The sequence below is a fragment of the Streptomyces sp. NPDC101160 genome, assembly GCF_044768205.1.
GTDB lineage: Bacteria > Actinomycetota > Actinomycetes > Streptomycetales > Streptomycetaceae > Streptomyces.
The window spans coordinates 1-25748 of sequence record NZ_JBIWPJ010000012.1 but is presented as its reverse complement, the minus strand read 5'-3'; the positions used below and the strand labels follow the sequence as shown (position 1 = coordinate 25748).

23 protein-coding genes are annotated in these 25748 nt (G+C 71.7%); 7 read left to right on the top strand and 16 right to left on the bottom strand.

Annotated features, from left to right (window positions below; translation table 11 throughout):
• The first annotated feature begins 158 nt into the window (after nt 1-158).
• The 3 genes from ACIRSU_RS33005 (at nt 159) to ACIRSU_RS32995 (ending at nt 3362) form a co-directional block, all read left to right on the top strand.
• Nucleotides 159-1091, top strand: coding sequence for a DUF3558 domain-containing protein (locus ACIRSU_RS33005; RefSeq protein ID WP_403800168.1), 933 nt, complete (start codon nt 159-161; stop codon nt 1089-1091).
• Between the two features lie 118 nt (nt 1092-1209).
• On the top strand, nt 1210-1944 hold the full coding sequence (locus tag ACIRSU_RS33000) for a DUF3558 domain-containing protein (protein WP_403800166.1): 735 nt from the start codon (nt 1210-1212) through the stop codon (nt 1942-1944).
• Nucleotides 1945-2063: 119 nt separating this feature from the next.
• Nucleotides 2064-3362, top strand: a complete 1299-nt coding sequence (locus ACIRSU_RS32995; protein WP_403800163.1) for a DUF2637 domain-containing protein — start codon at nt 2064-2066, stop codon at nt 3360-3362.
• A gap of 77 nt (nt 3363-3439) precedes the next feature.
• Here ACIRSU_RS32995 and lysS read toward each other — a convergent pair whose 3' ends face one another.
• Nucleotides 3440-5161, bottom strand: coding sequence for a lysine--tRNA ligase (gene lysS / locus ACIRSU_RS32990; RefSeq protein ID WP_403800160.1), 1722 nt, complete (start codon nt 5159-5161; stop codon nt 3440-3442).
• 211 nt (nt 5162-5372) lie between these two features.
• On the opposite strand from lysS, the gene argS reads away from it, so the two are divergent.
• Entirely contained in the window at nt 5373-7142 is a 1770-nt protein-coding gene (gene argS, locus ACIRSU_RS32985) for an arginine--tRNA ligase (protein WP_403800159.1), read from the top strand.
• A 54-nt stretch (nt 7143-7196) separates the two neighbouring features.
• On the opposite strand, the gene ACIRSU_RS32980 is transcribed toward argS, so the two are convergent.
• The 7 genes from ACIRSU_RS32980 to ACIRSU_RS32950 all read right to left on the bottom strand — a co-directional run bounded on the left by ACIRSU_RS32980 (nt 7197) and on the right by ACIRSU_RS32950 (nt 14489).
• The gene (locus tag ACIRSU_RS32980; protein WP_403800156.1) at nt 7197-7478 is read right to left on the bottom strand and encodes a DUF1876 domain-containing protein; all 282 of its coding nucleotides are present in this window, start codon (nt 7476-7478) and stop codon (nt 7197-7199) included.
• A 111-nt stretch (nt 7479-7589) separates the two neighbouring features.
• The gene (hemB, locus tag ACIRSU_RS32975; protein WP_403800153.1) at nt 7590-8591 is read right to left on the bottom strand and encodes a porphobilinogen synthase; all 1002 of its coding nucleotides are present in this window, start codon (nt 8589-8591) and stop codon (nt 7590-7592) included.
• Nucleotides 8592-9114: 523 nt separating this feature from the next.
• The gene (locus ACIRSU_RS32970; RefSeq protein ID WP_403800150.1) at nt 9115-10785 is read right to left on the bottom strand and encodes a uroporphyrinogen-III synthase; all 1671 of its coding nucleotides are present in this window, start codon (nt 10783-10785) and stop codon (nt 9115-9117) included.
• Entirely contained in the window at nt 10782-11768 is a 987-nt protein-coding gene (gene hemC, locus ACIRSU_RS32965; RefSeq protein WP_403800147.1) for a hydroxymethylbilane synthase, read from the bottom strand. The genes ACIRSU_RS32970 and hemC overlap by 4 nt, the downstream gene beginning before the upstream one ends.
• On the bottom strand, nt 11765-13120 hold the full coding sequence (locus ACIRSU_RS32960; protein WP_403800144.1) for a glutamyl-tRNA reductase: 1356 nt from the start codon (nt 13118-13120) through the stop codon (nt 11765-11767). The genes hemC and ACIRSU_RS32960 overlap by 4 nt, the downstream gene beginning before the upstream one ends.
• Nucleotides 13117-13941: a redox-sensing transcriptional repressor Rex gene (locus ACIRSU_RS32955; RefSeq protein WP_403800143.1), complete on the bottom strand. Its 825-nt coding sequence runs from the start codon at nt 13939-13941 to the stop codon at nt 13117-13119. Before ACIRSU_RS32955 ends, ACIRSU_RS32960 begins: the two co-directional genes overlap by 4 nt.
• Nucleotides 13942-14213: 272 nt before the next feature.
• Nucleotides 14214-14489 carry a glutaredoxin family protein gene (locus tag ACIRSU_RS32950; protein WP_403800140.1) on the bottom strand — a complete coding sequence of 92 codons (276 nt, stop codon included), beginning with the start codon at nt 14487-14489 and terminating at the stop codon, nt 14214-14216.
• A 103-nt stretch (nt 14490-14592) separates the two neighbouring features.
• On the opposite strand from ACIRSU_RS32950, the gene ACIRSU_RS32945 reads away from it, so the two are divergent.
• The 3 genes from ACIRSU_RS32945 (at nt 14593) to ACIRSU_RS32935 (ending at nt 18431) form a co-directional block, all read left to right on the top strand.
• Complete coding sequence (locus ACIRSU_RS32945; protein WP_403800137.1) at nt 14593-15555, top strand: HAD family hydrolase; 963 nt, start codon at nt 14593-14595, stop codon at nt 15553-15555.
• Nucleotides 15556-16120: 565 nt separating this feature from the next.
• Complete coding sequence (locus ACIRSU_RS32940) at nt 16121-16912, top strand: ECF subfamily RNA polymerase sigma factor, BldN family (RefSeq protein WP_403800135.1); 792 nt, start codon at nt 16121-16123, stop codon at nt 16910-16912.
• A gap of 325 nt (nt 16913-17237) precedes the next feature.
• Nucleotides 17238-18431, top strand: a complete 1194-nt coding sequence (locus ACIRSU_RS32935) for a DUF5667 domain-containing protein (protein WP_403800132.1) — start codon at nt 17238-17240, stop codon at nt 18429-18431.
• A gap of 221 nt (nt 18432-18652) precedes the next feature.
• On the opposite strand, the gene ACIRSU_RS32930 is transcribed toward ACIRSU_RS32935, so the two are convergent.
• From ACIRSU_RS32930 to ACIRSU_RS32895, 8 genes are all read right to left on the bottom strand, one after another.
• Nucleotides 18653-19708, bottom strand: coding sequence for a lysophospholipid acyltransferase family protein (locus tag ACIRSU_RS32930; protein ID WP_403800130.1), 1056 nt, complete (start codon nt 19706-19708; stop codon nt 18653-18655).
• Between the two features lie 14 nt (nt 19709-19722).
• A complete protein-coding gene (locus tag ACIRSU_RS32925; RefSeq protein WP_403800127.1) occupies nt 19723-20772 on the bottom strand; it encodes an NAD-dependent epimerase/dehydratase family protein in 1050 nt (349 codons plus the stop codon).
• 149 nt (nt 20773-20921) lie between these two features.
• Nucleotides 20922-21020: a 30S ribosomal protein bS22 gene (locus tag ACIRSU_RS32920; RefSeq protein ID WP_003948845.1), complete on the bottom strand. Its 99-nt coding sequence runs from the start codon at nt 21018-21020 to the stop codon at nt 20922-20924.
• 153 nt (nt 21021-21173) lie between these two features.
• Nucleotides 21174-21380 carry a helix-turn-helix domain-containing protein gene (locus ACIRSU_RS32915; protein ID WP_389215133.1) on the bottom strand — a complete coding sequence of 69 codons (207 nt, stop codon included), beginning with the start codon at nt 21378-21380 and terminating at the stop codon, nt 21174-21176.
• Between the two features lie 127 nt (nt 21381-21507).
• Nucleotides 21508-22323: a phosphatase gene (locus ACIRSU_RS32910; protein WP_403800124.1), complete on the bottom strand. Its 816-nt coding sequence runs from the start codon at nt 22321-22323 to the stop codon at nt 21508-21510.
• 249 nt (nt 22324-22572) lie between these two features.
• A complete protein-coding gene (locus ACIRSU_RS32905; RefSeq protein ID WP_403800122.1) occupies nt 22573-23751 on the bottom strand; it encodes an acetoin utilization protein AcuC in 1179 nt (392 codons plus the stop codon).
• On the bottom strand, nt 23720-24925 hold the full coding sequence (locus ACIRSU_RS32900; RefSeq protein ID WP_403800120.1) for an MFS transporter: 1206 nt from the start codon (nt 24923-24925) through the stop codon (nt 23720-23722). Before ACIRSU_RS32900 ends, ACIRSU_RS32905 begins: the two co-directional genes overlap by 32 nt.
• 24 nt (nt 24926-24949) lie before the next feature.
• On the bottom strand, nt 24950-25630 hold the full coding sequence (locus tag ACIRSU_RS32895) for an HAD family hydrolase (protein WP_403800117.1): 681 nt from the start codon (nt 25628-25630) through the stop codon (nt 24950-24952).
• Between the last annotated feature and the right edge of the window lie 118 nt (nt 25631-25748).

The window sequence follows — 25748 nt, the reverse complement described above, 5'->3', positions numbered from 1 at the left end:
CTGAAAACGCAAAAACCGGAGCCAAAGCCCGTACAGGTGACCGCGGACCGGCATCAACGGCCGTGCGTGCGATACACATTGTGTTCACCGCGCCATGCGGGGCGGCAAACAGTTTTCGGGGGATTCCTCCGGGAGTCCGGAGAAGGGAGCCTGGGATCGTGCAGCGTAAGGCGTACGTGCTCTCCGCGGTCGCTCTCGCCGTCGGTCTCGGGATCGGCCTGGCGGGCTGCTCCTCCGGCACGGCCGCCGACGTCGGCGCCGTCGACTCCAAGGCCGGCCCCGCCGCCGCCTCCGCCGCGCCCCCGGGGCGCTACCGGACGCTGTTCGAGCCGTGCGGTGCCGTGCCCCGGGCCACGCTCAAGGACCTGCTGCCCGGTGCCGCCGGGCTGCCCGACGCCGAGCGCGACCGCGTCTACCGCGGGACCGCGGCGGCGACGTTCGACACCGACCGGCGGGTGGGCTGCAGTTGGAAGGCCGCCACGCCCGACGCGACGCACCAGCTGACGCTCGACATCGAGCGGGTGGTCTCGTACGACCCGCTGGTCAGCGACGACGACCGGGCGCAGCAGGTGTTCGCGAGCAAGCAGACCGGCGCCGGCATCGCGCCGCTCGCGCCGACCGCGACGCCCCCGGCGTCGCCTCCCGCGTCGAACCCCGCGGCGGCCAAGCCCAGGGCCACGCCCCCGCCGTCCGCGTCCACCGATCCCGCGTCCGCCCCCGACGCCGCGTCGCCGATGGCCGGCCAGGAGCCGGCCCACGCGCCGCAGGGCCCGGTCACCCCGCCGCCCGCCCGGACCGCGGTCGCGAGCAGCACGGCGGCGACGCCTCCGGCCGTGTCGCCGTCGGCGGGTCTGGAGCCTCGCGTGCTCGACGGTCTCGGTGACGCCGCGTACCTCGACGACACGCTCGTCACCACCGGTCCGTCCGGGCAGCAGCGGCTCGTCAGCGTGGTGTTCCGCACATCGAACGTCATCGTGACCGTCTCCTACGAGGAGCAGACGACCTCCTCCGCCGTTGCCCCCGACCGCGCGGAACTGCAGGAAAAGGCCCGGAATCTGGCCGGTCTGCTGGCCGACCGGCTGGAGGAGTAGCGGTCGGGATGCGTTCCGTGACCGCCGCCGGACCGGGTCCGACCACGTAACGTGTCGGCGTACCGTGGCCGCCCGGCCGCCGGCCGCCCAAGCGACTGCCCAAGCGACTGAAGGAACCATGCAGCGATCAGCCCCGCGACTCTCCCGCATACTCGCCTGCGCCGCCGTCCCGGTGATGCTCGTCGCCGCCGGCTGCTCGTCCGGCTCCGACTCCGGGGACAAGGGCTCGGGCACGCCGGACAAGGCCGCGTCCTCGGCGGCCGTCACGCCGTCGGCGGCGCCGACGACGAAGAAGGTCGAGCCGGCGAGGTTCGCGAAGCTGCCGGAGATCTGCACGTCGCTGTCGTCGAAGACGATCGACGAGCTCGTGCCGAAGGCGAAGAACAAGAAGGGCACGGCCGCGACCTCCAGTGATGTCACGAGCCGTGGCGGCTGTTCCTGGAACGGCCTGGAGGACAAGGGCACCAAGGGCTCGAACTACCGCTGGCTCGACGTGTCCTTCTACCGCTACGAGTCGGACGCGACGCTCGGCAGCGGTCAGGAGCGCGCCGCCGAGAACTACGCCAAGGAGCTGGCGAAGGTCCAGGCGACCGAGGGCGCGAAGAACCTGAAGACGACGAAGACGCCGGGCCTCGGCGACCAGGCGGACCTGGTGTCGTACGAGCTGCGCAAGACCGACGAGGACTTCGAGTACGCGTCGGTCGTGGCCCGCACGGGCAACGTCGTGGTGCTGCTCTCGTACAACGGTGCCGGTTACGCGGGTGCCAAGACGCCGTCGGACAAGTGGATCGCGGACGGCGCGGTGAAGGCGGCGAAGGAGGCCGTGGCGGCGGTCGCCGCGGCCAACAAGTAGCCGATACGTAGCGGTTCGTACCGCTTTGCGCGAAGCCCGTGCCTCCCCCGGAGGCCGGGCTTCCCGCACATGTGCCAGTCTGTGCCCGCGAGATGTCGTTCGACGGGAGGGGATCGCGGGTGGCCGCGATGCAGCTGACACGCACGCACCGCATACTCATCGGCATGGTCGTCGCCGGTGCGGTGGTGATCGCCGGGATCGGTTTCGCCGGCTCGTACGCGGCGGTGCGCGCGCTCGCCGTCGCCAAGGGCTTCGGCACCTTCTCGTATTTCTTCCCGATCGGCATCGACGCGGGCATCTGTGTGCTGCTCGCGCTGGACCTGTTGCTGACGTGGATCCGGATCCCGTTCCCGCTGCTGCGTCAGACGGCGTGGCTGCTCACGGCGGCGACGATCGCGTTCAACGGCGCGGCGGCGTGGCCGGATCCGCTGGGTGTGGGCATGCACGCGGTGATCCCGGTGCTGTTCGTGGTCGCGGTGGAGGCGGCGCGGCACGCGGTGGGCCGGATCGCGGACATCACGGCGGACAAGCACATGGAGGGCGTGCGGCTGACGCGTTGGCTGCTGTCGCCGGTGCCGACGTTCCGGCTGTGGCGGCGGATGAAGCTGTGGGAGCTGCGTTCGTACGAGCAGGTCATCAAGCTGGAGCAGGATCGGCTGGTGTACCAGGCGCGGCTGCAGGCCCGTTACGGGCGTCTGTGGCGGCGCAAGGCGCCGGTGGAGGCGCTGATGCCGCTGCGGCTGGCGAAGTTCGGGGTTCCGCTGGCGGAGACGGCGCCGGCGGGTCTGGCGGCGGCGGGCGTGGAGCCGGTGCTGCTGCCGCTGGCGCCGCAGGTCGCGGTGGCGGAGGTGGCCGCGCAGCCGCTTGCTCCGCAGCCGGCCGCTCCGCAGCTGGAGCAGGCGCAGCCGCAGCCCGTCGAGTCCCTGCAGACGCAGGTGCCGGTGCCGGCGCAGGTCCAGGCGCAGGCGCAGGCGCAGGCCCAGGGGCAGGTTCAGGCGCAGGTCCAGGCACAGCCGGTGAACCACGACAGCCCGTGGTTCGACGCTCCGCAGGTCTCGCCCGAGGCGTACGAGGGCACGTACAACCCGAACATCGTGGAGGGCCTGGAGCCGACTCCGGTGCCGGTTCCGCTCGGCCCGGAGGACGTTCCGCCGGCGACGGGTCCGGAGGAGTTCGTGGAGTACCCGGAGTACGTCGATCCGGAGCCGCCGATCGAGCTGTTCGAGGAAGCGGTCTACAAGGCCATGTACGACTACACGCAGGAGCAGCAGCAGTACCCGACCATCGAGCAGCTCGACATACTGCTGAACGAGCGGTACGGCGTGCATCACCCGCGCGGTGTCGTGCTGCTGCGTCAGATCGCTCCCTTGGTGCGCCAGCGCCTCGACCAGGAGATGGCGGACAACCACATCGCCTGACCCGGCCGGACGGACCGTACGACGAAGGCCGTCGCCCGCGATCGCGGGCGACGGCCTTCGTCGTGTCCTGGTGACGCTTACGCGCCGAGGAGCTTGCGCACCCGGTCCGCGCCCACCGCGAGCAGCAGCGTGGGCAGGCGGGGGCCCGTCTCGCGGCTGACGAGGAGCTTGTAGAGCAGGGCGAAGAAGGAGCGCTGGGCCAGCTTCAGCTCGGGGGTGGGCTTGGCCTCGGGGCTGAGGCCGGCCATGACCTTCGGGACGCCGTAGACCAGAGTGGTCAGGCCGTCGAGGGACCAGTGGGTGTCCAGGCCCTCCAGGAGCAGGCGGAGGGACTCGCGGCCCTCGTCGTCGAGGGTGCCGAGCAGCTCGGTGTCGGGCTCCTCGCGGACGATGGTGCGCTGGTCGGCCGGGACCTGGGTGGTGATCCAGTTCTCGGCGCGGTCGAGGCGCGGGCGGACCTCGTCGAGCGTGGTGACCGGGTTCTCCGGGTCGAGCTCGCCGAGGATGCGCAGGGTCTGCTCGTCGTGGCCGGCGGTGATGTCCATGACCGAGGCGAGCGTGCGGTACGGCAGCGGGCGCGGCGTGCGGGGCAGCTCGCCGGCGGCGGTGCGGGCCGCGCGCGCGTACGCGGCGGCGTCGGCGGGGAGGACGGAGCCGTCGGCGACCTTGGCCTCCAGCTTGTCCCACTCGTCGTAGAGCCGCTGGATCTCCTGGTCGAAGGCGATCTTGAAGGACTGGTTGGGCTTCCGGCGGGCGTACAGCCAGCGCAGGAGCTGCGGCTCCATGATCTTCAGGGCGTCCGACGCGGTGGGGACGCCGCCGCGCGAGGAGGACATCTTGGCCATGCCGCTGATGCCGACGAACGCGTACATGGGGCCGATGGGCTGGACGCCGTCGAAGATGCCGACGATCTGGCCGCCGACCTGGAAGGAGGAGCCGGGCGAGGAGTGGTCGACGCCGGACGGCTCGAAGATGACGCCCTCGTAGGCCCAGCGCATGGGCCAGTCGACCTTCCAGACCAGCTTGCCGCGGTTGAACTCGCTCAGCTTGACGGTCTCGGAGAAGCCGCAGTTGGAGCAGGTGTAGGAGAGCTCGGTGGTGTCGTCGTCGTACGAGGTGACGGTGGTGAGGTCCTTCTCGCACTGCCCGCAGTAGGGCTTGTACGGGAAGTAGCCCGCGCCGCCGCCGGAGCCGTCGTCCTCGGCGGCGGCGCCGGAGCCCTCGGCGGCCTCCAGCTCGGCCTCGTCGACGGGCTTCTGCGACTGCTTCTTCGGCGCCTTCTTCGTCCGGTACTGGTCGAGGATGGCGTCGATGTCACCGCGGTGGCGCATGGCGTGCAGGATCTGCTCGCGGTAGGCGCCGGAGGTGTACTGCTCGGTCTGGCTGATCGGGTCGTACTCGACGCCGAGCTCGGCGAGCGCCTCGACCATGGCGGCCTTGAAGTGCTCGGCCCAGTTCGGGTACGAGGAGCCGGCCGGGGCCGGGACCGAGGTCAGCGGCTTGCCGATGTGCTCGGCCCAGGACTCGTCGATGCCCGCGATGCCGTTCGGCACCTTGCGGTAGCGGTCGTAGTCGTCCCAGGAGATCAGGTGCCGGACCTCGTACCCGCGGCGGCGGATCTCGTCGGCGACCAGGTGCGGGGTCATGACCTCGCGCAGGTTGCCCAGGTGGATCGGGCCGGACGGGGAGAGGCCGGAGGCGACGACGACCGGTTTGCCAGGCGCACGTCGCTCCGACTCGGCGATGACCTCGTCCGCGAAACGGGAGACCCAGTCGGTCTCGGTGCTGCTCTGAGCCACGGTCGGTTCGTCCTTCTTCCTTGGTTCCCTCGAAGCCTTACGGCTCTGGGCCTCTCGGCCCTGCCTCAGTCATTGTCCCAGACGGAACGACGGTCTCCGAGGTTGTCCACAGGGTGGAAGTTGTCCACAGCCGGAGAAAACTCGTTGCCCGCCCATGGGACACTTGACAGGCGAAACAGCCCGTAAGAATTCCTCACAGGAACGGAAGCTCATGGCCTCGGTCCCTTCCCTCGCTTCGACCGTGCAGCAGCGCCTCGCGGAAGGCCTCTCGGCAGCCCTGCCGGAGGCCGGGTCCGCCGACCCGCTGCTGCGACGAAGCGACCGGGCCGACTTCCAGGCCAACGGCATCCTGGCGCTCGCCAAGCAGCTCAAGGGCAACCCGCGTGAGCTGGCGACGAAGGTCGTCGAGTCGATTCCGGCGAACGACGTGCTGCAGGAGATCGAGGTCTCGGGCCCCGGCTTCCTCAACATCACGGTGTCCGACCGGGCGATCATCGACACGCTGGCCGCCCGGGCCGCCGACGAGCGGCTCGGTGTGCCGTTCAACCCGTCGGCCGGCACGACGGTGATCGACTACGCGCAGCCGAACGTGGCGAAGGAGATGCACGTCGGCCACCTGCGGTCCGCCGTGATCGGCGCCGCGATGGTGGAGATCCTGGAGTTCACGGGCGAGCAGGTGGTCCGGCGCCATCACATCGGCGACTGGGGCACGCAGTTCGGCATGCTCATCCAGTACCTGATCGAGCACCCGCACGAGCTGGACCACAAGGCCGAGGGCGCGGACAAGGAGGTCTCCGGCGAGGAGGCCATGTCCAACCTGAACCGGCTCTACAAGGCGTCCCGCGCGCTCTTCGACTCCGACGAGGAGTTCAAGACCCGGGCCAGGGCCCGGGTCGTGCAGCTGCAGGCGGGCGACGAGGAGACGCTGACGCTCTGGCAGCGGTTCGTCGACGAGTCGAAGATCTACTTCTACTCGGTCTTCGAGAAGCTCGACATGGACATCCGCGACCCCGACATCGTCGGTGAGTCCGGCTACAACGACATGCTGCAGGAGACCTGCCGCCTGCTCGAGGAGTCGGGCGTCGCGGTCCGCTCCGAGGGCGCGCTGTGCGTGTTCTTCGACGACGTGAAGGGCCCGGACGGCAACCCGACCCCGCTGATCGTCCAGAAGTCCGACGGCGGTTTCGGTTACGCGGCGACGGACCTGTCCGCGATCCGCGACCGGGTGCAGAACCTGAAGGCGTCGTCGCTGCTGTACGTGGTGGACGCCCGCCAGTCGCTGCACTTCAAGATGGTCTTCGAGACGGCCCGCCGGGCCGGCTGGCTGAACGACGAGGTGAAGGCCGTCCAGCTGGCCTTCGGCACGGTCCTCGGCAAGGACGGCAAGCCGTTCAAGACCCGTGAGGGCGAGACGGTGCGGCTGGTGGACCTGCTGGACGAGGCGATCGAGCGGGCGTCCGCGGTCGTCCGCGAGAAGGCCCAGGACCTGTCGGAGGAGGAGATCGCCGAGCGGGGTGCCCAGGTGGGCATCGGCGCGGTGAAGTACGCGGACCTGTCGACGTCGGCGGCGCGGGACTACAAGTTCGACCTGGACCAGATGGTCTCGCTCAACGGCGACACGTCCGTGTACCTCCAGTACGCGTACGCGCGTATCCAGTCGATCCTGCGGAAGGCCGGCGACGCCAGGCCGGCGGCCCACCCGGAGCTGGAGCTCGCGGCCTCGGAGCGGGCGCTCGGCCTGCACCTGGACTCGTTCGGCGAGCTCGTCCACGAGACCGCCGCGGAGTACGCGCCGCACAAGCTGGCCGCGTACCTCTACCAGCTGGCGTCGCTGTACACGACGTTCTACTCGGAGTGCCCGGTCCTGAAGGCGGACACCCCGGAGCAGGTCGAGAACCGTCTGTTCCTGTGCGACCTGACGGCGCGGACGCTGCACCAGGGCATGGCGCTGCTCGGCATCCGGACGCCCGAGCGTCTCTGACGGCAGTACGGCGAAGGCCCGGGCGGGAGTCCCCGGCCGGGCCTTCGTGCGTGTTCAGCGGTTGATCGGGTGGGAGGTCCGCCCGGAGACCTGGTCGATCTCGACGTGGGCCTTCTGCAGCAGCTGCGAGGCGATGTCCATGAGCGCACGGGCGCCGGCGATCTCCTCGCCGACCCGCAACTGCTCCGGGTCCGAGGGGTGGCGATTGGCATTGCCGTGGCCGCGGATCTCGGTGCCGTCGCTGAGCCGCACCATGGCCGCCGCCCGCGTGCGGTCGCCCTCCTCCTCGAACTCCGTCTCGATGTGCCAGCCGACCAGGGTGTGGGACTGCATCATGAGGACCACCTCCAGAGAGGTACCTGTCGGGTACCTCTCCAGGGTGCATCGGGAGACCGGAGGTCCGCGCGCTCAGAGGCCGGGCCCGTGGGGCGGGCCCGGGGACCGGGCTCAGAGGCCGCGGGCGAGCTTCTGGGCGGCCTCGGTCGCCCAGTAGGTGAGGATCATCCGGGCGCCGGCCCGGCGGATGCCGGTGAGGGTCTCGAAGATCGCCTTGTCACGGTCGATCCAGCCCTTCTCGGCGGCGGCCTCGACCATCGCGTACTCGCCGCTGATCTGGTACGCGGCGACCGGCACGTCCACCGATTCGGCGACCTTGGCCAGGATGTCCAGGTACGGGCCGGCCGGCTTCACCATGACCATGTCGGCGCCCTCCTCGAGGTCGAGGGCGAGCTCCCGCATGGACTCGCGCATGTTGGCGGGGTCCTGCTGGTACGTCTTGCGGTCGCCGGTCAGCGAGGAGCCGACGGCCTCGCGGAAGGGGCCGTAGAAGGCGGAGGAGTACTTCGCGGTGTACGCGAGGATCGACACGTCCTCCTTGCCGATGGTGTCCAGGGCGTCGCGGATCACGCCGACCTGGCCGTCCATCATCCCGGAGGGCCCGACGACGTGGACGCCGGCGTCGGCCTGGACCTGGGCCATCTCGGCGTACCGCTCCAGGGTGGCGTCGTTGTCGACGCGCCCGTCGGCGTCGAGGACGCCGCAGTGGCCGTGGTCGGTGTACTCGTCCAGGCACAGGTCCGACATGATCACCAGGTCGTCGCCGACCTCGGCCCGCACGTCCCTGATCGCCACCTGCAGGATCCCGTCCGGGTCCGTCCCCGCCGTACCGGCCGCGTCCTTCTTCGCGTCCTCGGGCACGCCGAACAGCATGATCCCGGAGACGCCCGCCTCGACCGCCTCCACGGCGGCCTTCCGCAGGGTGTCCCGCGAGTGCTGCACGACGCCCGGCATCGCCGAGATCGGCACGGGCTCGGTCACGCCCTCCCGCACGAACGCGGGCAGGATCAGATCGGCCGGATGCAGCCGCGTCTCGGCCACCATCCGCCGCATGGCGGGCGTCGTACGCAGCCGCCGCGGCCGCGCTCCGGGGAAGGATCCGTACGAGTTCATGCCTTCGAGGCTACGCCGGTGGGTGGGGTGCACTTACCGACACGGTGTTGCCGCCCGAGGCCGCGCGGGGCCGCCGCCCGTAGGGCGCCTGGAGGCCGCCGCGTGCGGGCCACGCACCGCCGCCGCCACCCCGTGCGGGCCGGGGCCCACGCCCCACCCCGTGTGGGCAATCGTCCCTCCCCCAGACTTCGTCCGGGGGTGCCCCCAGGCGGGATGGGTGGGCACACGGGGCGGCGCCCTTGGCGGCGCCTCCGCCCCCTGGACCTACGTCCGCCACGACGCGCGGCGCCCTCGTGGTGCGGGTCAACGCGCGGGGAGCCTAGGCCCGGCAAGGGGCATCGTCCCGTTGTGCCCACCCGTCCCGCCCTGCGGGACAACTGCCCACAACGGGGGGGGACGGGGGTGCCGCGCCGCGCGCCGCGCGGCACCCCGGCCGGCGGTCGGCGTCGTCGGAAACGCGCGCGGGGCGCGAGTCCTCAATGGAATCGCGCCCCGCGGGCGTCACGCGGCCTGCAACCGACGGCTACGTCGTCCTGCGCCTCCGCGCGCCCGGGCGGCGTTCGCTCGGGCGGGTCACCGGGTCGCCCGCCTCCAGCGCCGCCGCGCGGCGGCGGAGGCCGAAGTCGGCCAGGGCCTCGGCGAGCTTGTGGACGGACGGCTCGGGGGAGAGGACGTCGACGCGCAGGCCGTGTTCCTCCGCCGTCTTGGCCGTCGCGGGGCCGATGCAGGCGATGACCGTGACGTTGTGCGGCTTGCCGGCGATGCCGACCAGGTTCCGGACCGTCGACGAGGACGTGAAGAGGACCGCGTCGAAGCCGCCGCCCTTGATCGCCTCGCGCGTGTCCGCCGGCGGCGGCGAGGCGCGGACGGTGCGGTAGGCGGTGACGTCGTCGACCTCCCAGCCGAGCTCGATCAGACCGGCGACCAGGGTCTCCGTGGCGATGTCGGCGCGCGGCAGGAAGACGCGGTCGATCGGGTCGAAGACCGGGTCGTAGGGCGGCCAGTCCTCCAGGAGCCCCGCGGCGGACTGCTCGCCGCTCGGCACCAGGTCCGGCTTGACGCCGAAGTCGACGAGCGCGGCGGCGGTCTGCTCGCCCACCGCGGCGACCTTGATGCCGGCGAAGGCGCGGGCGTCGAGCCCGTACTCCTCGAACTTCTCGCGGACGGCCTTGACGGCGTTGACCGACGTGAAGGCGATCCACTCGTAGCGGCCGGTGACGAGGCCCTTGACCGCGCGCTCCATCTGCTGCGGCGTGCGCGGCGGCTCGACGGCGATGGTCGGGACCTCGTGCGGCACGGCGCCGTACGAGCGCAGCTGGTCGGAGAGCGACGCGGCCTGCTCCTTGGTGCGCGGTACGAGCACGCGCCAGCCGAAGAGCGGCTTGGACTCGAACCACGACAGCTGGTCGCGCTGCGCGGGCGCGCTGCGCTCGCCGACCACGGCTATCGCGGGGCGGTGGCCCTCGGGCGAGGGGAGCACCTTGCCCTGCTTGAAGACCTGGGCGATGGTGCCGAGCGTCGCGGTCCAGGTGCGCTGGCGGGTCGTCGTACCGGCGATGGTGACGGTGAGCGGGGTGTCCGGCTTACGGCCAGCCGCCACCAGCTCACCGGCCGCCGCGGCGACCGAATCCAGGGACGTGGACACGACGACGGTGCCATCGGAGGCGCCGACCTCGGCCCAGCACCGGTCGTCGGCGGTGCGGGCGTCGACGAAGCGGACGTCGGTGCCCTGCGCGTCGCGCAGCGGGACGCCGGCGTACGCGGGCACGCCGACGGCCGTGGCGACGCCGGGGACGACCTCGAAGGGGATGCCCTCGGCGGCGCAGGCGAGCATCTCGCTGCCGGCGTTGCCGTCGAGGCCGGGGTCGCCGGTCACCGCACGGACGACCCGCTTGCCGCCCCTCGCGGCCTCCATGACAAGATTGGTCGCATCCCTCAACACGGGGACACCGACGGTTGTTGACGCCTCGTCGACAACCGTCAGCTCAGGCGTGCTCACGCCCGCGCGCGCATGCCCGCGAACGACTTCGAGCACCTCCGGCTCGGCGATCAGGACGTCCGCGCCGGCCAGGGCCTCGACGGCCCGGAGCGTCAGCAGTCCGGGGTCGCCGGGTCCGGCGCCGAGGAAGGTGACGTGACCGTGGCCGTAACAGGCGGCGGACGCGGGGCTGGTGGTCGGGCTGGTGGGGCTCAAAGTGCTCGCTCCCCCATAAGACCGGCCGCACCCTTGGCGAGCATCTCGTCCGCGAGTTCGCGTCCGAGCGCCGTCGCCTCGTCGTAGGAGGTGGGTACGGGACCGGTGGTGGACAGCTGCACCAGCGTGGAGCCGTCGGTGGTGCCGACGACGCCGCGGAGGCGCATTTCGGTGACAACCTGCTCGGAACGAGGGCCGTCTGCCAGCAGGTCGGCCAGCGCACCCACGGGTGCGGAGCAGCCGGCCTCCAGGGCGGCGAGCAGGGATCGCTCGGCGGTCACGGCGGCCCGGGTGTACGGGTCGTCGAGCGCGGCGAGCGCGGCGACGAGGTCGGCGTCGGACGCCGGACACTCGACGGCCAGGGCCCCCTGGCCGGGGGCGGGCAGGACCACGTCGACCGACAGGTGGTCGAGCGACAGGGAGCCGGTGAGCTCCTCGGTTCCGCCGATGCGGTTGAGACCGGCCGCGGCGAGTACCACCGCGTCCAGCTCTCCCTTGCGCACGTAGCCGACGCGGGTGTCGATGTTCCCGCGGATCGGCACGGTCTCGATGGTCAGGCCGTGGCTGCGCGCGTACGCGTTGAGCTGGGCCATGCGGCGCGGCGAGCCGGTGCCGACGCGGGCGCCGGCGGGCAGCGTGTCGAGCGTGAGCCCGGCGCGGGCGACGAGCACGTCGCGCGGGTCCTCGCGCTTCGGGATGGCCGCGAGCACCAGGTCGGGGTGGAGCGCGGTCGGCAGGTCCTTGAGGGAGTGCACGGCGAAGTCGACCTCGCCGGCGAGCAGCGCGTCGCGCAGCGCGGCGACGAACACACCGGTGCCGCCGATCTGCGCCAGGTGCTCGCGCGAGGTGTCCCCGTACGTCGTGATCTCCACGAGCTCGACGGGCCGGCCGGTCAGCTGCCGGACGGCGTCGGCCACATGTCCGGACTGGGCCATGGCGAGCTTGCTGCGCCTGGTCCCGAGCCTCAGTGCCCTCTCGGTCATACTCGCCCTCGGTTCTTGACGTCACCGTCGTTCAGGTCGGCCCGGCTGACAGAGGCAACCGTCTCCGGGTCGAGGTCGAAGAGTGTCCGCAGTGCGTCCGCGTACCCGGCGCCGCCGGGCTCACTGGCGAGCTGCTTGACGCGCACGGTCGGCGCGTGGAGCAGCTTGTCGACCACGCGGCGCACGGTCTGGGTGATCTCGGCGCGCTGCTTGTCGTCGAGGCCGGGCAGCCGGCCTTCGAGGCGGGCCATCTCGCCGGCGACCACGTCGGCGGCCATGGCGCGCAGGGCGACGACGGTCGGCGTGATGTGGGCGGCCCGCTGGGCGGCGCCGAAGGCGGCGACCTCGTCGGAGACGATGGTGCGCACCTGGTCGACGTCGCCCGCCATGGGCGCGTCGGCGGACGCCTCGGCGAGCGACTCGATGTCGACGAGCCGGACACCGGGCATGCGGTGGGCGGCGGCGTCGATGTCGCGGGGCATCGCGAGGTCGAGGAGGTACAGGGGCTTGTCGCGCCCCTGTACGGCGGTCTCGACGGCCTCGCCGGTGAGGACGAGTCCGGTGGCGCCGGTGCAGGAGACGACGATGTCGGCACGTGTCAGTTCGTCGCCGACGGCAACCATCTCGGCCGCGCGTGCGGCCACGCCCGTACCTCCGGGCTCGGTGAGGATCTCGACGAGCCGCTCGGCGCGGGCCATGGTGCGGTTGGCGACGACGATCTCGGCGACGCCGGCCCGCGCGAGGGTGGCGGCGGCGAGCGAGGACATCGAGCCGGCGCCGATGACGAGGGCGCGCTTGCCCGCGGCCCAGTCGGCGACCTCGGCCTCTTCGGCGAGCTGCTGCAGGCCGAAGGTGACGAGGGACTGACCGGCCCGGTCGATGCCGGTCTCGCTGTGGGCGCGCTTGCCGACCCGCAGGGCCTGCTGGAACAGGTCGTTCAGGAGCCGCCCGGCGGTGTGCTCGTCCTGGCCGACGGCGAGGGCGTCCTTGATCTGGCCGAGGATCTGGCCCTCGCCGACGACCATGGAGTCCAGGCCGCAGGCCACCGAGAAGAGGTGGTGGACGGCCCGGTCCTCGTAGTGCACATAGAGATAAGGGGTGAGCTCTTCGAGTCCGACGCCGCTGTGCTGGGCGAGCAGCGTGGACAGCTCGGCGACCCCGGCGTGGAACTTGTCCACGTCGGCGTAGAGCTCGATGCGGTTGCAGGTGGCCAGGACGGCGCCCTCGGCGGCCGGTTCGGCGGCGAGGGTGTCGTGCAGCAGCTTGACCTTGGCGTCCGCGGAGAGGGAGGCCCGCTCCAGGACGCTGACGGGGGCGCTGCGGTGGCTGAGGCCGACGACGAGGAGGCTCATGCGGGCATCACGGCGGGCATGTCCCCGTCAGGTCCGTTACGGGTGGGGTCCGCGGCGCTCCGGGCGGCCGCCGGGACGGGGGCGGCGACGGAGCCGGCCGGTACGTGGCCGGTCTCGGCGGCACCGGACTCGGCCGTGCCCTGCTCGGCGCCCGGCTCCTCGCCGGCCTTGCGCTGCTCGTGGAAGGCGAGGATCTGGAGCTCGATGGAGAGGTCGACCTTGCGCACGTCCACGCCGTCGGGCACGGAGAGCACGGTCGGCGCGAAGTTCAGGATCGAGGTGACCCCGGCGGCCACCAGCCGGTCGCAGACCTGCTGGGCGACGCCGGCCGGGGTGGCGATGACGCCGATGGAGACCCGGTCCTGCTCGATGATCTTCTCGAGGTCGTCGCTGTGCTGCACGGGCATGCCGGCGACCGGCTTGCCCTTCATCGCCGGGTCGGCGTCGATGAGCGCGGCGACCCGGAAGCCACGGGAGGCGAACCCGCCGTAGCCGGCGAGGGCGGCGCCGAGGTTACCGATGCCGACGATCACGACCGGCCAGTCCTGGGTCAGGCCGAGTTCGCGGGAGATCTGGTAGACGAGGTACTCGACGTCGTAGCCGACGCCGCGCGTCCCGTACGAGCCGAGGTAGCTGAAGTCCTTGCGCAGCTTCGCGGAGTTGACCCCCGCGGCGGCCGCGAGCTCCTCGGAGGAGACCGTCGGAACAGAGCGCTCCGACAGTGCCGTGAGGGCACGCAGATACAGCGGGAGACGGGCGACGGTGGCCTCGGGAATTCCTCGGCTACGGGTCGCCGGTCGGTGAGTTCGGCCAGTTGCCACGGTGCTCCTGCGGGATGAGCGGGGCTGCAGGCGGCCATGCGTCCCAGGACCGCCCCGTCGAATGCAGGCTATGTCTTTGTGAACGCGTGCACAAAGATGGTGTCCGTTTTGTCCGGCCAAAGTGACCGGGGTCACGCGGCCGGTTCCCGTCATCGTGGAACCGCGGAGCGCGCCGGAGCGTTGAGATCCCGAAGGGGGCAAAGCCGCACACTCTCCTTGTGACGCTGCCCCCGAAACCCAACAAAACGTCCTCGATGGTAGCCGTCTTTCGGTCACGCACCCAGTTCGCGCCGCAGCCGCCCCGCGTCCACCCGCCAGAAGGTGTGCTGTTCGCCGTCGACGAGCACCACCGGGATCTGCTCCCAGTACGCGCGGTAGAGCTCCTCGTCCTGTGTGATGTCCTTCTCCTCCCAGCGTGCACCCGTCTCGGCGCACACCGCCTCGATCACCGCCCTCGCGTCGTCGCACAGATGGCACCCCGGCCTGCCGATCAGGGTCACCGTGCGCGGACCGCTCTTCTTCTTCGTACGACCGAACGTCCCGAACATGGCGTCCATTCTGCGGCCCGGCCGACAGAGGAGTCCCCGACTGTTCACGCCGCGGCATCCTCACGAGTCGGGAAGTACCGAACAGAGCATCTATGCTCGCAACATGGCCGCTCTGGGATGGCTCACCCCCCGTAGGCGCTCCGCCACCGCGCGCAGCGTCCTCGCAGGCGAGGCCGCCGCCGAGGCGGCGCGCAAGACGTCGGCTCAGCTCGAGCAGGAGCGGGAGGAAGCCGCCGCCGAGGCGGCGGAGATCCCCGAGACCCTCCCCGCGGAAGCGGAGTTCCCGGTCGTCGGCGACGAACTGGCCGCCGCCTTCTTCGACCTCGACAACACCGTGATGCAGGGCGCCGCGCTCTTCCACTTCGGCCGCGGCCTGTACAAGCGGAAGTTCTTCGACAGCCGCGACCTGGCCCGGTTCGCCTGGGCGCAGGCGTGGTTCCGGCTCGCCGGCGTCGAGGACCCCGCGCACATGCAGGAGGCCCGCGACAGCGCGCTCTCCATCGTCAAGGGCCACCGGGTCTCCGAGCTGATGTCGATCGGCGAGGAGATCTACGACGAGTACATGGCCGACCGGATCTGGCCCGGCACCCTCGCCCTCGCCCAGGCACACCTGGACGCCGGCCAGAAGGTGTGGCTGGTCACCGCCGCCCCGGTCGAGACCGCGACGATCATCGCCCGCCGGCTCGGCCTGACCGGCGCGCTCGGCACGGTCGCCGAGTCCGTCGACGGCGTCTACACCGGACGGCTCGTCGGCGAGCTGCTGCACGGCCCGGCCAAGGCCGAGGCGGTACGGGCGCTGGCGGCCGCCGAGGGCCTGGAGCTGGCCCGCTGCGCCGCGTACAGCGACTCGCACAACGACATCCCGATGCTGTCGCTCGTCGGCCACCCGTACGCGATCAACCCGGACGCCAAGCTGCACCGGTACGCCAAGGAGCGCGAGTGGCGGCTGCGCGACTACCGGACCGGCCGCAAGGCGGCCAAGGTGGGCATCCCGGCCGCCGCGGGCGTCGGCGCCCTCGCGGGCGGCGCGGCCGCCGCGCTCGCGCTGCACCGCCGCCGCCGCTGAGCGCGAGCCCGTCCCGCACCGTCGCGCTGCCCGCCGCCTCGCTTCCCGCCGTCCCGCTTCCCGCCGTCCCGCTCCTCACGGCCTCGCTGCTCGCCGTCCCGTCCCGCGCGAGCCTGTTCCGCGCGTCTCGTCCGTAACGGCCCGTGTCCGACCGTCCCGTAGGGATCATGCGGATACGTTTCGGCTGCGATCGCCTGCGACAACCACGGACCGACGGCGCTCACCCGTCCGTGGTCGAACACGCCCGCACACGGCGACGCCCGGGCATTCCGCGCTTCCTACCCGGCAGCGGCACCGATCACTCCCCCGCCCCGCAGTCGGCCACAACCGACTCCGGCTTTGATCACACTCGGAAGCAATTCGATCAATAACAGATCACCAAGTGCGACTAGTTCCGCCTTGAAGCGGTAATGGATGCGACCGAAACGATGATTTCAGCAACTCGGTGTAGCGCTGCCTGTACGAAGCGTTATTCTCCTCAGACGCACAAGGGACCCCACACGTCGCCACGACGAGTGAACGGTCCCGCACTGCACGTGATGGAAGCTCTGCCTCTGGGAGTCCCGTGTACCCACACGTCGGGGTTGACGCCTCGGGCCTGGCTACGCTGCGCGCAACGGTCCTCGACCACTTGCGCGGCTTCGTCCCCACCGCGTACGCCGTCCCCGTATCCGCCTTCGCCTTCACCGGCCCGGCACCCGCCGGACCCTGCTACGCCCTGGCCGAAAGCGGTGCCGCCGTCGGCAGACGCGGCACGCGCGGCGGCGCCGGAACCTCGACCGCCGCCCGCAGGCCCACCGCCGACAGCGACAGCGCCCGCATGATGGACCTGGTCGAGCGCGCCCAGGCCGGCGAGGCCGAGGCCTTCGGCCGGCTCTACGACCAGTACAGCGACACCGTCTACCGCTACATCTACTACCGCGTCGGCGGGAAGGCGACGGCGGAGGACCTCACCAGCGAGACGTTCCTGCGCGCCCTGCGCCGCATCTCCACCTTCACCTGGCAGGGCCGCGACTTCGGCGCCTGGCTCGTCACCATCGCCCGGAACCTGGTCGCCGACCACTTCAAGTCCAGCCGCTTCCGCCTGGAAGTCACCACCGGCGAGATGCTGGACGCCAACGAGGTCGAGCGCAGCCCGGAGGACTCCGTCCTCGAGTCCCTCTCCAACGCGGCCCTCCTCGACGCGGTGCGCCGGCTCAACCCCCAGCAGCAGGAGTGCGTCACCCTCCGCTTCCTCCAGGGCCTGTCGGTCGCCGAGACCGCCCGGGTCATGGGCAAGAACGAGGGAGCGATCAAGACCCTCCAGTACCGGGCCGTGCGCACCCTGGCCCGCCTCCTCCCGGACGACGCCCGCTGACCGCTCGGCGCCCCCCACACACGCCCCCGCCGCTCGCCCCGCGACTCGTACCTCCGGTCGCCCCTCCGATCGCCCCGCAGTCCGTCCCCCCACTCACTCCCACCACCCCGTCCCAACTCACAGTCGGTGACGCCTCGATGACGCACTGGTCCGATCATCTTTCGCGCGTAACCCAAGTGCCGCGCCGCTCGTTGTGCGAAATGCAGGCTCCCTGTGGTCACGCCGTGTCCACTTCCACTCACTCTTTCGTGTGGAAGCGCTCAAGGTGTGCAACCTTCCGAACCCCCCAGGGAGTCGACCGTCATGACGAGAGGAGGTGCCGCCAGTGATCGCGAACGTTTCGGCGCACCGGCGGGCGAACGCCTTCGCCCAGACCCTGGAGGATCGGACGTCCGGGGGCGGGGCGGCCGAACAGCCCGAGGCACCGGCCGAACCGGCCGAGCACGGACCGCTGTTGGCCCTGGCGCACGGTCTCGGCGAGCTGCCGAAACCACAGATGGACCCCGAGGTGAAGGTGGTGCAGCGAGCCCAGCTCGTCGCCGCCATGGAAGCCATGTTCGCGGAGGGGAGCGCCGCCGCGGGCCCTACGGTGCCGGAGCAGCGGACCGCCGGGAAGGGAGCCCACCGGGCCTCCCCGCTCCGCAAGTTGCGTCCGCGCTCCCGCTGGACCAAGGGCCTCGCCGCCGGCGGGCTCACGGTCGGTGTGGCCGCCGGGGCGTTCAGCGGAGTGGCCGCTGCCAGCTCCGACGCCCTCCCCGGTGACTCCCTCTACGGCCTCAAGCGGGGCATGGAGGACATCAAGCTCGGGATGGCCGACGACGACGCCGACCGGGGCGGGATCTATCTCGACCAGGCGTCCACCCGGCTCAGCGAGGCCCGCCGTCTCATGGAGCGCGGCCGGTCCGGCGACCTCGACCACGAGTCCCTCGGCGAGATCCGCCGGGTCCTCGACGGCATGAAGCACGACGCCTCCGAGGGCCACCGGCTGCTCCGCCAGGCGTACGAGCGGGACGGTGAGATCGGCCCCATGGCCCGGCTCAACTCCTTCGCCCAGGCCCACCGCGCCACCTGGGACGGCCTGCGCGACCGGCTCCCGGTCCAGCTCACGGACGTGGGCAACGAGGTGAACGACGTCTTCAAGGCCATAGACGAAGACGTCGAGCCGCTCCAGTCGGTCCTGCCGCGCACCCCCGACCGCGGCGCCGTGGGCTCCGGCGGCCCGAGCACGCCGCGACACACCCCGGCGGCCGACCCCAGGGGCACGCACACCTCGTCGGCGACGCCCTCGCACGGCGGCGACGCCTCCCAGCCGTCGCCCTCCGGCTCCGGTCCGGGCACGCCCTCCGACGACGGCCTCCTCGGCGGCGGCCCGGGCGGCCTGCTCAGCCCGCCACAGACGGGCCCGAGCACGGCACCGTCCGGCGAGGAGTCGCTGCCGCCCGTCCCGGACGTCACCATCCCGCCGATCCTGCCGGGACTGTTGCCGGGCCTCGGCATCGACAGCAGCGACGCGAAGTAGCGCGCGGGGTTACGAGGTGGGGCGCCGCCCGAGCAGGGCGGCGCCCCACCCCCGTACGGTCAGAAGAACACCGACCGCCGCTGCACCAGCAGCTTGGCCCCTCTTTCTCTGCCGCCCTCGCGCCCCTCGGCCCCGGGGCCTCAGGGGCTTCGGGCGGCTGCGCCGGACTCCGTCCGTCGATCGGGGCGCCCCCGGTCCGGGCCCCGCCCTGCCCCTTCGTCTCAGAAGAACACCGACCGCCGCTGTACCAGCAACTTGTACAGCGTGTGCTGGATCTGCTCGCGGACCTGGTCCGTCAGGTTGAACATCAGCATGGGGTCCTCCGCCGCCTCCAGCGGATAGCCGTCCGTCGGGATGGGCTCGCCGAACTGGATGGTCCACTTCGTCGGCAGCGGCAGCGCGCCCAGCGGCCCCAGCCAGGGGAAGGTCGGGGTGAGCGGGAAGTACGGCAGACCGAGCAGCCGCGCCAGCGTCTTGGCGTTGCCGAGCATCGGGTAGATCTCCTCCGCGCCCACGATCGAGCACGGCACGATCGGCACCCCGGCCCGCAGCGCCGTCGACACGAAACCGCCCCGCCCGAAGCGCTGCAGCTTGTACCGCTCGGCGAACGGCTTCCCGATGCCCTTGAAGCCCTCCGGCATCACGCCGACGATCTCGCCGCCCTTCAGCAGCCGCTCCGCGTCCTCCGCGCAGGCCAGCGTGTGTCCGGCCTTGCGGGCCAGCTCGTTTATCACCGGCAGCATGAAGACCAGGTCGGCGGCGAGGAGCCGCAGATGACGGCCCGCCGGGTGGTGGTCGTGGACGGCGACCTGCATCATCAGGCCGTCCAGCGGCAGCGTCCCGGAGTGGTTGGCGACCACCAGGGCGCCGCCCTCCTTCGGGATGTTCTCGACGCCCTTCACCTCCACCCGGAAGTACTTCTCGTACACCGGGCGCAGCAGCGGCATCAGGACCTGGTCGGTGAGCTCCTCGTCGTGGCCGAACTCGTCGACCTCGTACTCGCCGGTGACCCGCCGCCGCAGGAACGCGAGGCCGCCCGCGAGCGTCCGCTCCCAGCCGTCCCGCGCGCCCGCGCCCGCACCCGCGCCCGCGCCGGACGCCGGGGCGCCGGACGCCCCGGCCTCGGGCCCGTCCGGCGCGTCGGGCGCGGTCTCGGGCTCCTCGGCGACCGCCTGCGCCGGCAGCGCCCGTACGGCGGCCTCCCGGCCGTTCGTCACGGGCCTTCGGCGCGTCCGTGACCGGTCGTCGTCGAACGGAATGACCTTGGCGTCCGCCATCGGATCTGGGCTCCTCACATGCCGTTCTGAAGAGTGGAGGGCGCGAGCCGCCCGGCGAGCCGGTCCACGGCCCCGGCGAGCAGTTCCGGCGGCAGCAGCCCCGGTCCCTGGCTGCGCGCGAAGTCCGCGAAGGCGTCGGCGGTGGTGCGGGCGGGTGTGAAGCCGAGCGTCTCGCGCATCTGAACGGTGGAGACGACCCGGCCGTGGGTGAGCAGCCGGATCTGCTCCGGCGCGAAGTCGGTGATCCCGACCGTGCGCAGCGCCTGCCCCACCCAGGTCACCGCGGGCAGCAGCACCGGCACGGTCGGCCGGCCGAGCCGGCGGGCGCACTGGGAGAGCAGCAGCACCCCGTCGCCGGCGATGTTGAACGTGCCGCTGTTGAGGGTGGCCCGGCGCGGCTCGCCCGCGGCCAGTTCCAGGACGTCCATGACGTCGTCCTCGTGGACGAACTGCAGCCGCGGGTCGTAGCCGAAGACGGTCGGCAGGACCGGCAGGGAAAGGTACTCGGCGAGCGGGGAGTCGACCCGCGGCCCGAGGATGTTCGCGAACCGCAGCACGCACACCGCCACGTCCGGGCGGCGCCGGGCGAAGCCCCGTACGTATCCCTCGACCTCGACGGCGTCCTTGGCGAAGCCGCCGCCCGGCAGCGACTTGGCCGGCGTCGTCTCCGTGAAGACCGCCGGGTCGCGCGGCGCGGCCCCGTACACGCTCGTGCTCGACTTCACCACGAGCCGCTTGATCCGCGGCGACTTCTGGCAGGCGCCGAGCAGCTGCATGGTGCCGATGACGTTGGTCTCCTTGACCGACGTCCGGCCTCCGGAGCCGAGCGCCATGCCCGTGACGTCCATGTGGACGACCGTGTCCACGTCGTGCTGGGCGAGGACCTTGGCGATGGCCGGACGGCGGATGTCGGCGCGCACGAACACCGCATCGCCCAGCGGGTGCGGGGAGTCGACCCGGTCCACCGCGATGACGCGCTCGACCTCGGGGTCGCGCTGGATCCGCCGTACGAAACGGGCGCCGAGGTGCCGGGCCGCACCGGTGACGAGCACGACCTTGCCCAAGACGAGCGCCTTCCGTCGGTGTTCCGCTGACTGCGTTGCGTTGACGGCCACGGTAGCGCGTGCAGGTTTCGACGCAATGAAAACGTGGCCCCCACCGGCGAACCGGTGGAGGCCACGTCGACGCGAAAACGCCCGCTGGGGCGTCGCGCTTACTTCTTGTTGCGACGCTGAACGCGCGTGCGCTTGAGCAGCTTGCGGTGCTTCTTCTTCGCCATCCGCTTGCGCCGCTTCTTGATAACAGAGCCCACGACTACCCTCGCTCACTTCTCGGAACATCCCCGCGCCAGCGGGGATCGGTGCGGGGCGTCTGGGCCCACACGACCTACGAGGGGCTAGCCTACCGGCTAGAACGTCGCCCTTGTTAACCGAGGACGTATTCGGGGCTTACGGCTCCGCGCTCGCTACGCGGTCGCCACCCCCACGAAGGACTCCCTGAGGTACTCGTGAACGGCTTGTTCCGGGACCCGGAAGGACCTTCCCACCCGGATCGCGGGCAGATGACCGCTGTGCACCAGCCGGTACACGGTCATCTTCGAGACGCGCATCACCGCGGCAACCTCCGCCACGGTCAGGAACTTCACCTCGTTGAGAGGCATGCCAGCAGCCATGACCCACCTGTACCTTCCGTACGCGACGCCCACCGGCTTCCCCTCCGGTGACTCTTCGTCGCTGCACGCTCACGCCCAGAGTAGGGGCGGGTGGTACGAGTGGGGAAGAGGAGCTGCGATCAGCTGTTTACCGTGACAGACACGCTCGATTGAGTACATAGCGCGTGAGTGGACGGTAGTAGTCCGAACGGACCCCGTCATCAAGCGGAACGGTCACGGACACCTGTCCCTCGGCCTCCCCGACGAACAGCGCGGGATCGTCCGTGTCGGCGAGCCCGATGGCCTCGATACCCAGCTGACCTGCCCCGCAGACCCAGCCGTGGTCCCCCACCACCAGCTCCGGCAGCGGCCCGCCGGCCACCGCCGCGCTCTCCAGGGCCGCCCTGACCGGCAGCGGTGAGTGGGTGTGCGCCCCCGGCTCGCGCCCTGCGGCCGGCAGGCCCGGTTCCCGCACCAGAGCCACCCCCCGTACGTAGTCGAGAAGGTGCGTGCGTACGCCGAACCGGGTCGTTATGTCGACACATCTCCCCTGCGCCGGGGTGAGAACAAGACATCCCGCCGCCGACAAAGCGTCTGCGAGCCCGGCGTAGAAACCCAGCAACCGGTGCGGATGGCCCGTCCCCAGGAGCACCGGAGCCCGCCGGCCCGCCGCCTCCCCCAGCCGTTCCGCGAACGCCGCGAGCGCCCCCAGGGTCCGCTCCGGGTCGATCGCGTCCGGCCCCGAGCGGTGCGCCGGGTCCGCCGACACCCCGCACCGGTCCGCCATCAGCCGCAGCAGCCCGGCCTCGTCCCAGGACCGCGCGGGATCGAGCCCGAGGGTCACCCGGGGATCGCGCGCGGCGAAGGCCCGGTAGCTCCGCAGACTCGTCTCCCGCGGCGTCGCCACCGTCCCGGCGAGCCCCGCCGCCAACAGATGCGCCCGCAGCGCCCCGGTACTCAACACCCACACGATGCTGCCGGACCGGCCCCGGCCGGGGACCAAAAACCGTACGAGACCGCACAGTTGGCGTAACAATGCGGTCGCGGGGCGCTAGGGGGTGTCTCGTCGATCAGGCCGGATCAGGGAGCGGCGTCTGGTGCCGTGCATCGCAAGGCGGAGGAGGGAGTCCATGCGGAGCATCGGCGACCGACGACAACGCGGCGAGGCGCGGTGCCAGGCGTCGCGAGCCCGGCATGATCGGCGAGACACCCCCTAGGCCAGCAGACCGCGCAGCGGGAACGCCGCCCGTCGCGTCGCCAGGACCGCCTGGTCGAGCCGGTCCGCCGGATCGTAGCCCTCGGACCAGTCCCGCCAGGCCACCGGCCACCTCCCGTCCGTCATCCGCCGCGGACCCGGCTGCCGCGTCCGCGCGTACGCCTCGTCCCGCCACGACTCCGGGATCACCGACTCCGGATCCACCGGAGCGTGCGCCGCGATCCCCACCAGATGCGTCCACGACCGCGGTACGACGTCCACCACCGCGTACCCGCCACCGCCGAGCGCCAGCCACTTCCCGCCCTCGACATGCGCGTGCGCCAGCTCGTGGCACGCCTCCTGCACCGCCCGCTGCGCGTCGAGCGACACCGCCAGATGCGCCAGCGGATCCTCGAAGTGCGTGTCCGCGCCGTGCTGCGTCACCAGCACCTGCGGCCGGAAGTCGGCGAGCAGCTCCGGCACCACCGCGTGGAAGGCCCGCAGCCACCCCGCGTCCCCGGTGCCCGCCGGCAGCGCCAGGTTCACCGCGCCGCCCTCCCCCGGGCCGGCCGCACCGGTCTCCTCGGGCCAGCCCGTCTGCGGGAACAGCGTCCGCGGATGCTCGTGCAGCGAGATCGTCAGGACCCGCGGATCCTCCCAGAACGCCGCCTGCACCCCGTCCCCGTGATGCACGTCCACGTCCACGTACGCCACCCGCTCCGCGCCCAGTTCGAGCAGCCGGGCGATCGCCAGCGACGCGTCGTTGTAGATGCAGAAACCGGAGGCCGACCCCGGCATCGCGTGGTGCAGGCCGCCCGCGAAGTTCACCGCGTGCGCCGCGTCCCCGCGCCACACCGCCTCCGCCGCGCCCACCGACTGCCCGGCGATCAGCGCGGACACCTCGTGCATCCCCGCGAACGCCGGATCGTCCTCCGTACCGAGCCCGTACGCCTGGTCGGCCGCCTTCGGATCCGCCGACGCGGCCCGCACCGCCGCCACGTAGTCCTCGCGGTGCACCAGCCGCAGCGTCGACTCCCCGGCCGGCTTCGCCGCCACCACGTCGACCCGGCGGTCGAGCCCGTACGCCCGCACCAGACCCATGGTCAGCGCGAGCCGCACCGGATCCATCGGGTGCTCCGGACCGAAGTCGTAGCCCGTGACCGCTTCATCCCACATCAACAGTGCGCGGCTGCTCATGCCCGCCACCGTATCGGGCCTTCTGAGCGCCGAACGACGTGGCATACACCACCGTCACCAGGACCAGCACCATCGGCACCAGCATCGCGCCCCGGTACGACCACGCGTCACCGAGCGCGCCCACGAGCGGCGACCCCACCAGGAAGCCCACGTAGTTGAAGACGTTGAGCCGCGCCACGGCCGCGTCGCTCGCCCCGGGAAACAACCTCCCGGCGGCGGCGAAGGTCTGCGGCACGATCACGCTCAGGCCCAGGCCCAGGATGGTGAACCCGGCCATCCCCACCCAGGCCCCCGGCGCCGCCGCCACCACCGCGAAGCCGAGCGCCGCGAGGACCGCCCCGCACCGCACCACCAGGACCGCCCCGAAACGCCGCACCCCGAAGTCGCCGACAGCCCGGCCGAGCAGCGTCGTCACCATGTACGCGTTGTACGGCACGGTCGCCAGCTCCTCCGAGCTGTGCAGCACGTCCTGCAGGTACTTCGCCGACCAGTTGGAGACCGTCGAGTCCCCGATGTACGCGAAGGTCATCACCAGGCACAGCGGCAGCAACAGCCGGAACACCACACCCTGCGAGCCGCCCGGCCCGTCCTGGGTAGCCTCGGCGGCCTCCGCCCCGCCGTCCACGTACCAGCGGCTCCCGACGAACGCGACCGGCAGCAGCACGGCCACCACCGGCAGATACGACACGAACAGCGACAGATGCCAGTGCGCCCCCACCCAGGCGAGCGAGGCGCCGGCGATGCCACCGAGGCTGTACGCGGCATGGAAGCCGAGCATGATGGACCGCCCGTACGCCCGCTGGAGGCTCACCCCGAGCATGTTCATGGACGCGTCGAGCGAGCCGACGGCGAGCCCGAACGCCCCGAGCGCCACGGCCGCCCACGCGAGGCCGGAACCGGCCCCGGCTGCAAGGAGCGCGAGCAGCACCAGCGGCTGCGCCCAGCGCAGCACGTTCGACGGGCCCACGCGGGCGACGACCTTCTCGGTGACCACGCTCGACACGCCGGCGAGCACCGGCACGGCGGCCAGGAACACGGGCAGCAGCCCGTCGGATATCCCGTACTGGTCCTGGATCGCCGGAATCCGGGTCACGAGCAGGGCGAAGGTGACGCCCTGCACGAAGAAGCTGACCGCCAGAGAGCCCCGCCCACGCCGCAACCGCGCATCTGTCATGGCGGCACAGCGTAGGGCCGGAACCTACCGCTGGGTAGATGGATCACCATCACAATCTGGCAGGGAGAGCCGGGCGGGGAGCTCCGCCATCCATCCGAAGAAGCCGGTGGCCCCCGCCAGCTTCTCCTCGGTGCTCATCGCGGTGAACCCGTACACGTCCATCCCGGCCGCGACGGCCGCCTGCACCCCGAGCCGGCTGTCCTCGACGACGACGCACCGCTCCGGCGCCACCCCCATCCGTGCGGCGGCGTGCAGGAAGAGGTCCGGCTCCGGCTTGCCCCGGCCGACGTCCTCGGCACTGAAGATGTTCTCGTCCCGGAACCAGGCGTCGAGCCCGGTCTTCCGGTGCCCGACCCGGATCCGCTCGTGGCTCCCCGACGAGGCGACGCAGTACGGAATCCCTTCCGCGGCCAGCCCCTTGAGCACCGCGGCGGCCCCGTCCACGGCCTCCAGCTCGCGCTCGAAGGCGGCGAAGACCTGCGCGTGGAACGTGTCGTCGAAGTCCGCCGGCAGCCGCTTCCCGCTGCGCTCCTCGACCAGCTCGTGGATCCGGTGCATGGCCGACCCCATGTAGTCCCGCAGCGACTCCTCGTACGTGGTGGGGTGCCCGAGCTCGGTGAGGTAGCCGGCCAGGATGCGGTTGGAGATCGGCTCGCTGTCGACGAGCACACCGTCGTTGTCGAAGATGATCAGGTCATAGCGCATGCCCGGATCCTAAACGGCCCCAGAACGCAGAAAAGCCCCGCACCATACGGTGCGGGGCTTTCCCACAATGATTGTTCGGCGGCGTCCTACTCTCCCACAGGGTCCCCCCTGCAGTACC

Coding starts and splice junctions, on each gene's coding strand:
- ACIRSU_RS33000 (WP_403800166.1), top strand. CDS start 1,210: ATGCAGCGATCAGCCCCGCGACTCTCCCGCATACTCGCCTGCGCCGCC.
- argS (WP_403800159.1), top strand. CDS start 5,373: ATGGCCTCGGTCCCTTCCCTCGCTTCGACCGTGCAGCAGCGCCTCGCG.
- ACIRSU_RS32980 (WP_403800156.1), bottom strand. CDS start 7,478: ATGATGCAGTCCCACACCCTGGTCGGCTGGCACATCGAGACGGAGTTC.
- hemB (WP_403800153.1), bottom strand. CDS start 8,591: ATGAACTCGTACGGATCCTTCCCCGGAGCGCGGCCGCGGCGGCTGCGT.
- hemC (WP_403800147.1), bottom strand. CDS start 11,768: ATGACCGAGAGGGCACTGAGGCTCGGGACCAGGCGCAGCAAGCTCGCC.
- ACIRSU_RS32960 (WP_403800144.1), bottom strand. CDS start 13,120: ATGAGCCTCCTCGTCGTCGGCCTCAGCCACCGCAGCGCCCCCGTCAGC.
- ACIRSU_RS32950 (WP_403800140.1), bottom strand. CDS start 14,489: ATGTTCGGGACGTTCGGTCGTACGAAGAAGAAGAGCGGTCCGCGCACG.
- ACIRSU_RS32945 (WP_403800137.1), top strand. CDS start 14,593: ATGGCCGCTCTGGGATGGCTCACCCCCCGTAGGCGCTCCGCCACCGCG.
- ACIRSU_RS32930 (WP_403800130.1), bottom strand. CDS start 19,708: ATGGCGGACGCCAAGGTCATTCCGTTCGACGACGACCGGTCACGGACG.
- ACIRSU_RS32915 (WP_389215133.1), bottom strand. CDS start 21,380: ATGGCTGCTGGCATGCCTCTCAACGAGGTGAAGTTCCTGACCGTGGCG.
- ACIRSU_RS32905 (WP_403800122.1), bottom strand. CDS start 23,751: ATGAGCAGCCGCGCACTGTTGATGTGGGATGAAGCGGTCACGGGCTAC.
- ACIRSU_RS32900 (WP_403800120.1), bottom strand. CDS start 24,925: ATGACAGATGCGCGGTTGCGGCGTGGGCGGGGCTCTCTGGCGGTCAGC.
- ACIRSU_RS32895 (WP_403800117.1), bottom strand. CDS start 25,630: ATGCGCTATGACCTGATCATCTTCGACAACGACGGTGTGCTCGTCGAC.